We start from the raw sequence: 12275 nt of genomic DNA on the forward strand, positions 1-12275 counted from the left end.
GCTTAGCCCTCCTGCCCACCTTTGGAGATTGGCGAGCGCTTGAGCTGCACCTTGGTGTTGGGCGCGGCGTTTTCCGCTTCCTGCGCCTTGGCCAGCCGCCGCAGCACACGGGAAATCCCGCTCAGCTCGGTGCGCAGCTCCGCCATGCTTTCCTGACGTCCGGCGGAAATCTCTTCCAGAATGCGCAGCATCTGCACATCAATCGAGCGCAGCCGCATCCGGCTTTCCGCATCAATGCCACCGTCCCCGACAGTCCCTTCGCCCATCTTGGCCAGCAGCGCCTCCTGCCCTTCCGCCAGCCGCAACAGCGCCTGGGTCACAGGCGTCTGCGTGTCCGCGCGGTCCGCCATGCGGTTCACCGCCTCGATCAGCTCGCCCATCTGGCCGCTGTTCTGCCCGCGCATCTGCGCGGTTTCGATCATGGTCTCGCGCAGCTGATCAAGCTGGCCCGACATATGCTCAAACGCCGCGCCCAGCACCTGAATATCGCCGCCTTCACCATCGCTGGTGGCAAAACCCACCCGCGTGATCGAGCTCAGCCATTCTTCGAGTTCGCGATAAAACCGGTTCTGTCCATGGCCGGCAAACAGCTCCAGCAGGCCCACAATCAGCGACCCCGCAAGCCCCAGCAACGAGGAAGCAAAGGCCACGCCCATGCCACCCAGCTGGCTTTCGAGCCCGGTCATCAGACGCGAGAACACCTCAACCCCGCCTTCACCACCGCCCACATCAAGGCTGCGGATCGTGTCCACCACCGCAGGCACGGTGGTTGCAAGGCCGTAGAAGGTGCCCAAAAGGCCCAGAAAAATCAGCATGTTGACGAGGTAGCGCGTGATTTCCCGCCCCTCATCCACACGGGTGGCCACCGAATCCAGAATGGAGCGCGCCGAGGAAGAAGCAATCTGCCCATGCGCCCCGCGTTCCCTCAGCAGGCTCGCCAGCGGTGCCAGCAACGTCGGCGGATTGTGCGCGTCATAGCCGTCGCGCAGCCCCGCAAACCCCTCGATCCAGCGCACCGAGGAAATCAGCGACAGCACCTGACCAAAGGTCGCGGCCACGCCGATCAAAAAGACAAAGATGATAAAGCCATTCAGATAGGGGTTTGCCTGAAACACAGGCAAGACACGCGGCAGGGCAAAATAGCCCAAAGCCCCGGTCATTCCCAAAACGCTCACCATCAGGAAAATCTGGCGCGTTGGCTTAGAGAAATGCGGCTCGACTTTGCGGTCCGGCTGATCCATGAGGACGGATCCTGACACTTGTTTATTCTGCGTTATTCAGCGCTCACCCTACTGGCATGTCCTTCATGTGCCAAGGTATTTCCAGCCCCAGCCCCGCGCCGGTCTCAGGCTGTGGTCATTCTGCTTACTTCGCGAGACAACCAGGTCAAATCCGCATCTACAATGCCCAGCTCAAACAGGTGATTGGCGGTGTTGTGCAAATATTCGGTGTTCGGCCCGCGCCCGCCCACAGCGGTGGAAATGATCGCCGCCTGCTCCGCCAGTGGCAGGTGGCAATACTGCACATGTTCGGGGTCGATCACATAGGTCACCGCCTCTACCACGCGCCCATCGGTCAGCGTCAACGGCAGGTTGCGCTCCAGATAGGCCGAGCTTATCAGCTCACGCTCGCGCAGATACTCAAGCGTGCGCGCCTCATGACCCTCTGCCACCTTCAGCGCCAGCCCCTGACAATGCGCGCCCACTTCGGCGTCCAATGCCAGCACCAAACCGGGGTGCTCAACCGTGCCGCGATGATGGATGGAGCGCATGCAAAAGCTGCGGTGCCAGCCGTCAAGCCGCGCCACCGCCTGTTCGGCGACTTCAAAACCGGGGTTCCACAAAAGGGACCCATATCCAAATACCCACATATGCTGCCTCTGGTCCTACTGGCTTTGCGCCGTTAAACACCAAACTGGATCGGGGAGAAAGGGCCAGCCATGATGAAACGTCTCACAGTTCTGATTGCTCTGGCGGCCATGGCATGGTCCGGTTTCTGGCTCGCAGGATACTGGGGCCTCTCCAAAGGCATCCCCGCATGGTTTGAGGCACGCCAGAATGATGGCTGGGTCGCCGAATATAGCGACCTCTCCCTGCGCGGCTTCCCCAGCCGTCTGGACAGCACACTCACCAACGTGACCCTCGCGGATCCGGACACAAGCGTTGCCTGGGATGCGCCCTTCTTTCAGATTTTGGCGCTCACCTACCGTCCGCACCACGTGATTGCCGTCTGGCCAAACACCCAGACCATTTCGACCCCGGCTGAAAAGCTGACGGTGAACACCACAGACATGCGCGCCTCCCTGATTTTGGAGCCGGGCACCGATTTGACACTGGCGCGCAGCAATGTCGCAATCGACGGGCTTGCCATCAGCTCCTCACAGGGCTGGGAGCTTCTGGCCAACGCGGTGAACATTGCCATGCACCGGCAGGAGGATAATCCCGCGCGCTACCGTCTCGCGTTTCAGGCCGATGAGTTTGCCCCGACCGCCGTGCTCAACCTGCCTGCAGATCTCGACCTGCCGCGCAGCTTCTCCAGCTTTCAGACCGATCTGACCGCCGAATTCAGCCGCCCGTGGGATCGCTCCGCCATTGAACAGGACCGGCCACAGCCCGTCGCGCTGGATCTCACTCTGGCTGAGATCATCTGGGGCGATCTGGAGCTTAATGCCGCCGGCGCCGTGACCATCGACCGCTTTGGTGTGCCGACCGGTGAAATCACCATCCGCGCGGTCAACTGGCGCGACATTCTGCAGGTTGCCCGCCAATCTGAACAGGTGCCCGCCTCTGTGGTGGACACGGTCGAGCAGGCGCTTGGTTTTATCGCCGGGCTTTCGGGCAACGCCGACACGCTCGACATTCCGCTGACTTTCAAACGCGGCGCAACCCATCTCGGCCCGCTGCCCATTGGCCCCGCGCCAAAAATCGTGCTGCGTTAAACGCGCCGCTTACCGGCAGTAAGGTCCGCCACGGTGGCGCGCCGTGTCAAAGTGGAAGTGATCGCGGTGGAAACGGTCCGAATTCGGCCCCAGCACCGTGCCAAACGGTCCACAGGCGCTTTTGTGCATTTTCTTGAGCATCCGGCCACGCTTGCCTTTGCCCCAGTCCCGCAGCACTGAGATTGTGTCGCCGTTTTCCAGTACCAGCGCTGAAATATCGATCGCCTTGCCCTTGCCGTGCTCGCTGATCTTGGCGCCTTTTTTGTGGTTGCGTGTCCGGCAGGAATAGCCCGCCGCCACCTTAATCGTGTCGATGCCACCACCGTAGTTGCGCACGGCTCTCTTTGCGCCTTTGTTGACCCATTTTTTCAGGGCTTTGGCGGTGTCACAGGTCATCACCGCCGGTGTGCTCAGCGCAACGCCGTCCACTTCATAGAGCTTGACCGCCCCGCGCCGAATGCCACAGCCGGGCAGCTTCGCAGGCACAGGAGGCACCTCTTTACCGATCAAATCGCGGTCCCGACAGATCTTACCGATCCCGGCCGCCTTGCGCGCCTTTTTCTCTTCCCGCGTCACCCGTGCGGGTATGGGTTGCGCCACTGGCTCCAGTGCAGCCAATGAGCTTTGCACAGAGGCTGACACCGGCACGATATTGGCCACGGCACCGCCCGATCCTGGCCGGATCACAGGGCGCAAAGACCGGTCCGGGGCAAAGCTTGGCAGCGCCACCGGAAACACCATCAGCCGCGTCACAGGGCGCAGGCTGCGCTCGGGCGCATTGGCTTGTGCAATGGGCGTGGCCGCTGTCAAAACTGCGCCCAAGCTCAGGACACCCAGCAGATATCCTGAAACGCGCCTCATGCGCTTGGCGCACCCCGGCCAAAGTTCGGCTCTGCGGTGTCCTGTCCGGCTTCGATAATGCCGCGCCGGATCGCCCGCGTGCGGGTGAAATAGGCGTGCAGATGATCGCCATCTCCGGTGCGGATCGCCCGTTGCAGCGCAAACAGCTCTTCGGTGAAGCGCCCCAGAATCTCCAGCGTCGCGTCTTTGTTGGTCAGGAAGACATCGCGCCACATGGTCGGATCAGAGGCCGCAATCCGCGTGAAATCCCGGAAACCGGCGGCGGAGTATTTGATCACTTCGCTGTCTGTAACGCGGCGCAGATCGTCGGCGACACCCACCATGGTGTAGGCAATCAGGTGCGGCGCGTGGCTGGTGACGGCCAACACCAGATCATGGTGGTCCGCGTCCATCTCATCCACATTCGCGCCCATGCCTTCCCACAGCGCGCGCAGCTTGGCGACCGCCTCAGGCGCGCTGCCTTCAACAGGCACCAGCAGGGACCAGCGGTTGTCAAACAGCTCGGCAAAGCCGCTTTCCGGGCCGGAATGCTCGGTACCCGCGAGCGGGTGCGCGGGAACAAAATGCACGCCTTCGGGCAAATGCGGGGCCACCGCGTCAATCACATGGCGCTTCACAGAGCCCACATCCGTCACGGTTGCGCCCTGCGCCAATGCCGGAGCAATCTCGGCGGCCACAGCGCCCATCGCGCCCACCGGCACACAGAGCACCACAAGGTCCGCGCCCTCTACCGCCTCTTTGGCGCTGTCGCACACGCGGTCACACAGGCCGATCCGTCGCGCGGTCTCGCGGGTTTCCTCAGAACGGGCAAAGCCTGTGACCTCGCCCGCAAGCCCCGCGCGTTTGATCGCCCAGAACATCGAGGAGGCAATCAGCCCAAGGCCAATCAGGGCCACACGGTTATAAACCGGCGCGGACACCACGTCGCTCATCGTGCACCGGCCTTGAACTGACCGATAGCATGGGCCACCCGGCGGCAGCTTGGCTCATCCCCCACGGTGATCCGCAGACAGTTGGGCAACCCGTAGCCCGCCACCTGCCGCACAATCAGCCCCTGGGAGGCGAGGTAAGCGTTGCAGCCTTCCGCCTCTTCCTGATCGGCAAACCGCGCCAGAATGAAGTTGGTGCAGGAGGTGTCAGACGGCACGCCGATCTCCATCAGCGCTTCTGCCAGCCACGCCCGCAGACGCGTGTTCTCCGCCCGGCATTTGGCCACCCATTCCTGATCACGCACCGCCGCTTCCGCCAGCTTCATCTGGATATTTGAGAGGTTGAACGGCTGACGCACCCGGTTGAGCACATCAATGATCTCTTTGGAGGCATAGCCCCAGCCCACGCGCAATCCGCCCAGACCGTAAATCTTGGAGAAGGTGCGGGTCATCACCACATTGCTGCGCGCTTCCACAAGCCCGGCCCCGCCGTCAAAGCCCTGCACATATTCGGTGTAGGCGCCGTCATGCACCAGAATACAGCCCTTGGGCAGACCATCCGCCAGCCGCGCCATGTCATTGCCGCCAATCATCGTGCCGGTCGGGTTGGCCGGATTGGCGATAAAGACGATCTTCGTGCGCTTGGTGCAGGCCGCCAGAATGGCGTCCACATCCACAACCCGTTCACGCTCTGCCACCGGCACAGGCTTTGCGCCCACCATCTTGGCAAGGATCGGATACATGGAGAAGCCGTGCTCCGGATAGACCACCTCATCGCCCACACCGGCATAGGCCTGCGCGATGAACTGCAGCACCTCGTCGCTGCCCACACCACAGATGATGCGGTTCACATCCAGCCCGTGCACCTCTGCAATGGCCTGGCGCAGCTCCGCATGATCGGTCGAAGGATAGCGATGCAGGTTGAACCCGGTCTTGGCATGAAACTCGGTGACCGCGTCACTGCACCCCAATGGGTTCTCATTGGAAGACAGTTTCACAACGTCTTTCACGCCCTCAACTGTGGCCTTCCCGCCAACATACAACTCGATGTCCAACACACCCGGCTGCGGCTGAATTTCTGACATGCGTTTCACTCCTTCGCTGGCTTGCTGTTTAGCCCCGCCCTGCCCGCTTGGAAAGACATCACAACCGCAAGGGGCGCTTTTGCCTCAACGGAACGCCCGCCTGTTGCCCAGCCACCCCATGTGCCTTGCCAGAGCATGAACCAGAACCCCGGATCAAATGCCCACAAAAGAAAAGCGGCACCCAAGGATGCCGCCTCATCACACGCGCCCGAAACGAAGCGCCTGCCTCTGCTGTCTGTGTCAGATGCCGCGCGCGGCCAACCCGCAATCAGGTGTAGTAATCCACCACCGATTTGCTGGTATCAATCCCCGCCGCATCCAGTTTGTCTTTCAGGATGGTGGCAAAGTTGCCGTTCTGCGCGTTCTGATAGCTCGACACCGCCGAACGGATCGCACTCATCACGGCACCGTCCACGGCGCGATTGCGCTGTGTCTCATGCGCCGGCCGCTGCGTTTGCGCCGCCTGCTGCACAGGTTGAACCACTTCTGTCTTAGGACTTTCCACCGGCACCTGCGGTGCCTGCCCACTGTATTTGGCCAGTGCCGCGTGCAGCATTGCATTCTGCGTCGCGCTCAATCCATGCCAACCTGTGGTCTCGCCCAATATTCCGACCGCTTCGACCATGCCTTTACTCCTTTGCACCAATGTCGATCCGGCGCAGCCCCCGATGCTGCCTCGTTAATACTGTTGATACGCTTGCACTTTTTTAAGATTCTGGCAACCGAACCGCTAAAATTGTAAATAGAAATCAGGGCGTTAAGCAGGTTTATCGCTGGACAAATCACCGATTTTGCGACCCATCGCCCACGCACAACCCAAGCCTGCACTGCAAACATAGAAAAACCCGCCACAAGGGCGGGTTCTCCAGAATTTCCAAATGTCGCGGCGAAGATTAGTTCTTCGCGTAGAATTCCACGACCAGGTTTGGTTCCATGATGACCGGGTAAGGCACGTCGGACAGGCCAGGTGCGCGCACGAAAGTTGCGGTCATTTTGGAGTGATCTGCTTCGATGTAGTCAGGCACATCACGCTCTGCCAGCTGAACAGCTTCCAGCAGCACTGCGAGTTGCTTGGACTTCTCGCGCACTTCGATCACGTCGCCTTCTTTCACGCGGTAAGACGCGATGTTCACGCGCTTGCCGTTCACCAGCACGTGGCCGTGGTTCACGAACTGACGTGCAGCAAAGACGGTTGGAACGAATTTCGCGCGGTATACAACGGCGTCCAGACGGCGCTCGAGCAGACCGATCAGGTTTTCACCGGTGTCGCCTTTTACACGTTCCGCTTCTGCGTAGATGCGACGGAACTGCTTCTCGGTCAGGTCGCCGTAGTAGCCTTTCAGCTTCTGCTTTGCGCGCAGCTGGGTGCCGAAGTCGGACAGTTTGCCTTTGCGGCGCTGACCGTGCTGGCCCGGGCCATAGTCACGACGGTTGACTGGGGATTTAGGACGCCCCCAGATGTTTTCGCCCATCCGGCGGTCAATTTTGTACTTGGCAGCAGTTCTTTTTGTCATCTGCTGATCTCCTTCGTTCAGGTTTTCGAAGGGCGTTGTCCTCTCGCCGGATTTTGCCGACGTGACAGGGTTCCTCTTGCGAGGGCCACCAACACCAATGAATGCGCGCTTATACGGGGGATTCTTGGGGAGTCAAGCGGGGAGTGCCCTATCAGTGGCAGCGCCGCTTAAGCTGCCATAAAGTCGATAAGCCTGCGCATGCGATCTGGCAAGAGCCGACGGCTGGGATAGACCGCATACATGTCCCGCGACACCGGCGGCACATCCGAAACCTCCAACGGAACCAAACCGTCCCTCACCAGATCTTCAGGCAACAGCGCCACGCCAAAGTCCATCCGCGCCGCATCAGCCACCAGATTGAGATCATCGAGCACATGCGCAACGTTGGAAGGCTGCAACCGCTCGCCATTGCTCAAAATCCACGCCTGCTGCGTACACACCGCTGGCAGGCCCAGCAGCACCTCGCGTGACACCTCCCCCGACACTCCATGCGCCTCGCAAAATCCAGCAGCCGCGCAGAACCGATAAGGCACAGACCAGAGCCGCCGGGCAATCAGATTGGAATCCTCCAACGGCCCCAGCCGAAAGGCGAGATCAATATTGTCGCGGAAGAAATCGAGATTGGCATTTGCCGCTATCAGGTCAAACCGGACCGTGGGATTATCTGCGGCAAAGGCCAGGAGCCGCGGCCCGATGGAGACCCGCGCCGCCAAAGGCGATGCCGTCACGCGAATGGTCTGCTGTGCCGGTAGCTCCAGAATTCCAGCCACATTCTGGAGCGCCTCAACCGCGCCTTGGCTCTGATCAAACAGCCGACGCCCCTCCTCCGTGAGCCGCACTTGCCTTGTGGTTCGCTCAAAAAGCCGCACCCCCAGCTGGGTCTCCAACCCTGCGATCCGGCGGCTCACCCGACTGAGAGGTATGCCAAGACTTTCTGCCGCCTCAGAAAAACTGAGATGGCGCGCGACAGAGACAAACAAGGCAAGGTCGTTGTAGATCATTATCTCATTTTTGAGATTATAACTCTTATTTTCAACCATTATCTTCTCAAGCGCGGTCACCTAACTTCTCCTTCAGACACAGGAGAAAACACATGCCTTATGCTATTGAGCTCCCCCACACCGGAGCCGCCGACGTCCTCACAAAGGTAGCCTGCGCGCCGCAGTCTCCAAAACCAAACGAAGTGCTGATCCGCAACCACGCCGCCGCTGTGAATTTCATCGACACCATTATCCGGCGCGGTGAGATGCCTGATGGCATGATGCCCGACCTGCCCCATGTCCCGGGCGTGGAAGGCGCGGGTGTGGTAGAAGCCGTTGGCGAAGATGTCGCCCAATTCGCTGTGGGCGACCGCGTTGCCTGGATGGGCCCGATTGGCGCAGGCGGCTATGGCACCCACTCTATTGTGGCGGCGCCCTACGTCACCAAAATTGCAAACAGCACCCCGTTCGCCAAGGCCGCTGCGCTGCCGGTGAACGCCATGACCGCATACCACATGCTGGTCAACTTGGGCGGTGCGGCGGCAGGAAAATCGGTTCTCGTACATGCGGCCGCTGGTGGTGTTGGCACCATGATTCAGCACATCGCCAAGCACCTCGGCATGACAGTCATCGCCTCGGTCAGCACTGACAAGATGAACTATGCCCGCGCTCAGGGCGCCGACCATGTGATCGACTACCGCACGGAAAACGTCACTGATAAGGTCAAAGAAATCACCGGCGGTCGCGGTGTCGACCTCAGCCTGAACCCGATCTCTGGCGCCACACTTGCCACGGATTTGGACGCCCTCGCCCCCTTGGGCACTGTGGTTCTGTTTGGCTTCCTCGCAGGTCCGCCCACAGGGACATTTGCCGAAGATCTCGCCAAACACTTCCAAAAGTCCGTCGCCGTGCGTGTCAGCGACATCTATACCTATTTCCTCAACGCGCCCGAAGCATTCCAGGCCGACCTAACCCGCGTCTTTGCGCTTCTGGAGAATGACATCCTGCGCCCGCAAATCTCCACCTTGCCAATCTCCGAAGCATCAGAGGCGCACCGACAATTGGAAAGCGGCGCCACCACTGGAAAACTGGTGCTCACAATCGACTGACATCAAGCCGCCCCGCCGAAATGGCGGAGCCACTCCTCCCTCGCAACAGATCGCCCCCTGCCCCGTCCAAATTCGCCGCAATTACTCCCCATTCCCGCCGCGGCACACCTCCAAAACAAGACCGCATAGATTGAGTGGAACACGTTATGAAGCGTCTTATTGCGGCAGCCCTTATTGGCTACGTCACTTTCCTGCTGGCGCTCGCAGTGTTTCGCCCTGCCAACCCAAGCTACGCGGAGCTTGCGCAGGAATTTTGCCCCGTTGAGTGGGCCGCGCTGGAGGCCTTTGATCCGCCGCTCTACCTCCAACACTATCACGATCAGGAAGCCGGACGCGAACGGGGCACGTCGCTTGCCGTTAACGCCGTGCTGCACCGCCCCTTCCTTCTTGCGCTGGCCAATGCTGATTTCGTGTCCCATTTCGTGAGCTTTGACAGGGCGGAAAACCACAGCCCCTACACCATCGCGCACACGCAGGTGCGTCTGGACTTTGTGAAATGCCTCAACCTCTCAGAAGAGGGTCGCGCTGTGACCCATCAGATGTACGAGGAGGTGTATCCGGAGGAAGAATACAGCCGCCATGACGGCATCCAGCACATCTTTGACATGACCGACAATCTGTTCTGCATGGGTTTTGATCAGGCCTTTGAGGCGTTCAAAAAACTCGACCCCGACAGCCCCTACTATTACCACGCCCACTTCAACGTCACGAAGCAAAAGATGAAGGTCTGCCCCGCGCCCGAAGTCACGCAGCCATCGCCACAATCCGGCTGATTTCACCACCGGCGTTCACCGCCTGATAGACCGGAAACGGCACCCGTTGCGAGAGATCAATCTCCCGCGCCACCCAGTTCTGTGCCTCCAGCCGCTGCAACGACGCGGAAAGCGCCCGATCTGTGATTGCGCCTAACCCGGCCCGCAGCCCCGAAAACCGCTGAGGCTGTTTTGCCAAGGCCAGCACCGGCACCGTCCAGCTCTTGCGCAGCACCCCCAACTGCGCACCATCAGGCACCGCCTGTAACACGCGACGCGCCAGCGCCGCCGCCGCCGCGCCTTCCTGCGTGAGCCGAAACTCAGGCCGGATCGGATGCCCATGCCCCGGATTGCGCTCCACCAGTCCCAGCGCCATCAGATGCTGCAAACTTGCGGCAAATGCCGTGCGCCCCGCTCCGGTGGCGGTCAGCAAAGCGGCCTGCCGCCCCGACACCCCCGCATGCATATGCGCCAGAATGTCCAGCGCCCAGGCGCGGGAGGTCAGCTTGACAAGGGAATGAATGTCCATAAAGTATAGTTACTTTATTTTGCATTTCACACAAGACATAAGGACCCGCCCATGGCTCTCGCCCCCGTCGACAACCGCATCACCCTGGCCCTTTCGGTCAAAGATCGTCACGCCAGCGCCGCGTGGTATCAGGAAAAGCTTGGATTTGAGCTGCGCTATCACCTTGATGAGGCGGGCTGGAGCGAAATGGCCACCAACACCGAAGGCGTCACACTGGGCTTTGGCGAGCAGGAAGAGCCCAATCCCGGCAACTGTGTGCCGGTCTTTGGCGTTGCGGACATCGACGCGGCCCGCAGTGCTCTGGAAGGGGCCAATGTGCGGTTTGACGGGCCCACGGAAGAAGTCCCGGGCATGGTCAAACTCGCCACATTCTATGATCCGGACGAAAACGCCCTGATGCTCGCACAAGATCTCAGCCAGACCGGCTGAGACAGAGGTCAGGCGGCGTCATGCAGCAGAATGGCCGCCTCGCTGGTGGTCAGATTGCGCCGCGCATAGGCGCCATAGCTGTGCGGATCGTCGGCCACATCCGGCAGATGCGCGGCCAGACGCGCGCGGTCTTGCGGCGCAAGGCTGTCCATCTCCGCACTGGCGGGGTGGAAGCTCTCGGTTTCCACGCCATTGGCCCAGATCACCTCGTGGCTTGGCAACAGCAGATGCACATAGGTGACTTCCTTCAGCGCGCTGTCCACCGCAACCGTGCGCCCGTTCACCAGATCCCGCGCGGTCACCAGAACCTCAGGCACATTGAACAGCGCCCGCGCCGCCGCGCCGCGCACCAGCATCCGGTGCTCCGGGCTGACAATCAGCTCCTGATCAGGGCGCTCAATGCCCAGCGCACCGGGCCGGATGCGGATCGGGCGCAGCTTGGGCATCGCAAAAAGGCGCGCGCCGGTCATCCGGCGACTGCCAATCCACTGAACTTCTTGCGCGCCATTGTCCCGGGTCTGCACCCGGTCACCCTCGCGCAGCTCTTCAATCAGGCGTGGCCCTTCCGGCGTGGCAATGCGCGTACCCGGCGTGAAACAGATCACACCGCTGCTGGCCTCCGCCTTCGGGCGCTGCAGCGCGCTCATCGCATGATGCACCACCCAGAGCTGCCGGTTCTTCGGCGGCAGCTCATCCAAAAACATCAACAGCGGGGCACTGCCCGCAACCTCGATCACCGTCGCCGTATAGCTGTCGGTGCCGTCGGTCACCACGAACCCGCCCTCCATGAGCGGATCCTCAACCTCGATTTCATCCAAAGATGTCACATGGGTCTGCGTATTCACCGCAGCCCCAACCAGCCGACGCACCATATGCGCCGCCCGTTTGCGGATGTTTGCCCCTTCTTCGCCTCGGTCCAGACGCAATAGCCCCGTGGGGCCGTCCACACGGACGGCTTCCTGTGACCAGGACCACACCACGCCCGTGTCCAGCGCTTGTAGCGGTGCGGCCTTCTGACCGTCTATTTCTGTCTGTGACCAGGAGATGACAAACGTGCCACGAAAGCCCGTCTTCATTGCCCGATAACCTGCCATGTCTTTTTTTATTAACGGCAGGTTAACAAAATCGGACAGAATTGCCTACCCGATT

At 60.8% G+C, this 12275-nt stretch carries 14 protein-coding genes; 4 read left to right on the top strand and 10 right to left on the bottom strand.

The window, feature by feature from the left end; translation table 11 throughout:
* Window positions 1-2: 2 nt before the first annotated feature.
* Window positions 3-1241, bottom strand: a complete 1239-nt coding sequence (locus ACO07T_RS06995) for a biopolymer transporter ExbB (RefSeq protein WP_422048800.1) — start codon at window positions 1239-1241, stop codon at window positions 3-5.
* Between the two features lie 104 nt (window positions 1242-1345).
* Window positions 1346-1870, bottom strand: coding sequence for a gamma-glutamylcyclotransferase (locus ACO07T_RS07000; protein WP_422048801.1), 525 nt, complete (start codon window positions 1868-1870; stop codon window positions 1346-1348).
* 69 nt (window positions 1871-1939) lie between these two features.
* On the opposite strand from ACO07T_RS07000, the gene ACO07T_RS07005 reads away from it, so the two are divergent.
* Window positions 1940-2938: a DUF2125 domain-containing protein gene (locus tag ACO07T_RS07005; protein ID WP_422048802.1), complete on the top strand. Its 999-nt coding sequence runs from the start codon at window positions 1940-1942 to the stop codon at window positions 2936-2938.
* A 9-nt stretch (window positions 2939-2947) separates the two neighbouring features.
* Here the strand turns inward: ACO07T_RS07005 and ACO07T_RS07010 are convergent, their stop codons facing one another.
* From ACO07T_RS07010 to ACO07T_RS07035, 6 genes are all read right to left on the bottom strand, one after another.
* Window positions 2948-3799 (bottom strand): extensin family protein, encoded by an 852-nt coding sequence (locus ACO07T_RS07010; RefSeq protein ID WP_422048803.1) that lies wholly within the window; start codon window positions 3797-3799, stop codon window positions 2948-2950.
* On the bottom strand, window positions 3796-4731 hold the full coding sequence (locus tag ACO07T_RS07015) for a prephenate/arogenate dehydrogenase family protein (protein ID WP_422048804.1): 936 nt from the start codon (window positions 4729-4731) through the stop codon (window positions 3796-3798). Before ACO07T_RS07015 ends, ACO07T_RS07010 begins: the two co-directional genes overlap by 4 nt.
* Window positions 4728-5813: a histidinol-phosphate transaminase gene (hisC, locus tag ACO07T_RS07020; protein ID WP_209087632.1), complete on the bottom strand. Its 1086-nt coding sequence runs from the start codon at window positions 5811-5813 to the stop codon at window positions 4728-4730. Before hisC ends, ACO07T_RS07015 begins: the two co-directional genes overlap by 4 nt.
* A 268-nt stretch (window positions 5814-6081) precedes the next feature.
* Window positions 6082-6438, bottom strand: a complete 357-nt coding sequence (locus tag ACO07T_RS07025) for a hypothetical protein (RefSeq protein ID WP_209064302.1) — start codon at window positions 6436-6438, stop codon at window positions 6082-6084.
* Between the two features lie 268 nt (window positions 6439-6706).
* Window positions 6707-7327: a 30S ribosomal protein S4 gene (rpsD, locus tag ACO07T_RS07030; RefSeq protein ID WP_209064300.1), complete on the bottom strand. Its 621-nt coding sequence runs from the start codon at window positions 7325-7327 to the stop codon at window positions 6707-6709.
* Window positions 7328-7494: 167 nt separating this feature from the next.
* Window positions 7495-8328 (bottom strand): LysR family transcriptional regulator, encoded by an 834-nt coding sequence (locus tag ACO07T_RS07035; RefSeq protein WP_422048805.1) that lies wholly within the window; start codon window positions 8326-8328, stop codon window positions 7495-7497.
* 92 nt (window positions 8329-8420) lie between these two features.
* On the opposite strand from ACO07T_RS07035, the gene ACO07T_RS07040 reads away from it, so the two are divergent.
* Both ACO07T_RS07040 and ACO07T_RS07045 read left to right on the top strand, forming a co-directional pair.
* A complete protein-coding gene (locus ACO07T_RS07040) occupies window positions 8421-9416 on the top strand; it encodes a quinone oxidoreductase family protein (protein ID WP_422048806.1) in 996 nt (331 codons plus the stop codon).
* A gap of 146 nt (window positions 9417-9562) precedes the next feature.
* On the top strand, window positions 9563-10189 hold the full coding sequence (locus tag ACO07T_RS07045) for a hypothetical protein (protein WP_422048807.1): 627 nt from the start codon (window positions 9563-9565) through the stop codon (window positions 10187-10189).
* Here the strand turns inward: ACO07T_RS07045 and ACO07T_RS07050 are convergent.
* Window positions 10161-10697 (bottom strand): winged helix-turn-helix transcriptional regulator, encoded by a 537-nt coding sequence (locus ACO07T_RS07050; protein ID WP_422048808.1) that lies wholly within the window; start codon window positions 10695-10697, stop codon window positions 10161-10163. The two genes, ACO07T_RS07045 and ACO07T_RS07050, sit on opposite strands and share 29 nt — an antisense overlap.
* Window positions 10698-10748: 51 nt before the next feature.
* On the opposite strand from ACO07T_RS07050, the gene ACO07T_RS07055 reads away from it, so the two are divergent.
* A complete protein-coding gene (locus ACO07T_RS07055) occupies window positions 10749-11126 on the top strand; it encodes a VOC family protein (protein WP_422048809.1) in 378 nt (125 codons plus the stop codon).
* Between the two features lie 8 nt (window positions 11127-11134).
* Here ACO07T_RS07055 and ACO07T_RS07060 read toward each other — a convergent pair whose 3' ends face one another.
* A complete protein-coding gene (locus ACO07T_RS07060) occupies window positions 11135-12202 on the bottom strand; it encodes a Hint domain-containing protein (protein ID WP_422048810.1) in 1068 nt (355 codons plus the stop codon).
* Between the last annotated feature and the right edge of the window lie 73 nt (window positions 12203-12275).

It is taken from the genome of Shimia sp., assembly GCF_965227725.1.
Classification (GTDB): Bacteria; Pseudomonadota; Alphaproteobacteria; order Rhodobacterales; family Rhodobacteraceae; genus Shimia.

Coding starts and splice junctions, on each gene's coding strand:
- ACO07T_RS07055 (WP_422048809.1), top strand. CDS start 10,749: ATGGCTCTCGCCCCCGTCGACAACCGCATCACCCTGGCCCTTTCGGTC.
- ACO07T_RS07000 (WP_422048801.1), bottom strand. CDS start 1,870: ATGTGGGTATTTGGATATGGGTCCCTTTTGTGGAACCCCGGTTTTGAA.
- ACO07T_RS07005 (WP_422048802.1), top strand. CDS start 1,940: ATGATGAAACGTCTCACAGTTCTGATTGCTCTGGCGGCCATGGCATGG.
- ACO07T_RS07045 (WP_422048807.1), top strand. CDS start 9,563: ATGAAGCGTCTTATTGCGGCAGCCCTTATTGGCTACGTCACTTTCCTG.
- ACO07T_RS07050 (WP_422048808.1), bottom strand. CDS start 10,697: ATGGACATTCATTCCCTTGTCAAGCTGACCTCCCGCGCCTGGGCGCTG.
- ACO07T_RS07015 (WP_422048804.1), bottom strand. CDS start 4,731: ATGAGCGACGTGGTGTCCGCGCCGGTTTATAACCGTGTGGCCCTGATT.
- rpsD (WP_209064300.1), bottom strand. CDS start 7,327: ATGACAAAAAGAACTGCTGCCAAGTACAAAATTGACCGCCGGATGGGC.
- hisC (WP_209087632.1), bottom strand. CDS start 5,813: ATGTCAGAAATTCAGCCGCAGCCGGGTGTGTTGGACATCGAGTTGTAT.
- ACO07T_RS07010 (WP_422048803.1), bottom strand. CDS start 3,799: ATGAGGCGCGTTTCAGGATATCTGCTGGGTGTCCTGAGCTTGGGCGCA.
- ACO07T_RS07040 (WP_422048806.1), top strand. CDS start 8,421: ATGCCTTATGCTATTGAGCTCCCCCACACCGGAGCCGCCGACGTCCTC.
- ACO07T_RS07025 (WP_209064302.1), bottom strand. CDS start 6,438: ATGGTCGAAGCGGTCGGAATATTGGGCGAGACCACAGGTTGGCATGGA.
- ACO07T_RS06995 (WP_422048800.1), bottom strand. CDS start 1,241: ATGGATCAGCCGGACCGCAAAGTCGAGCCGCATTTCTCTAAGCCAACG.
- ACO07T_RS07060 (WP_422048810.1), bottom strand. CDS start 12,202: ATGAAGACGGGCTTTCGTGGCACGTTTGTCATCTCCTGGTCACAGACA.
- ACO07T_RS07035 (WP_422048805.1), bottom strand. CDS start 8,328: ATGATCTACAACGACCTTGCCTTGTTTGTCTCTGTCGCGCGCCATCTC.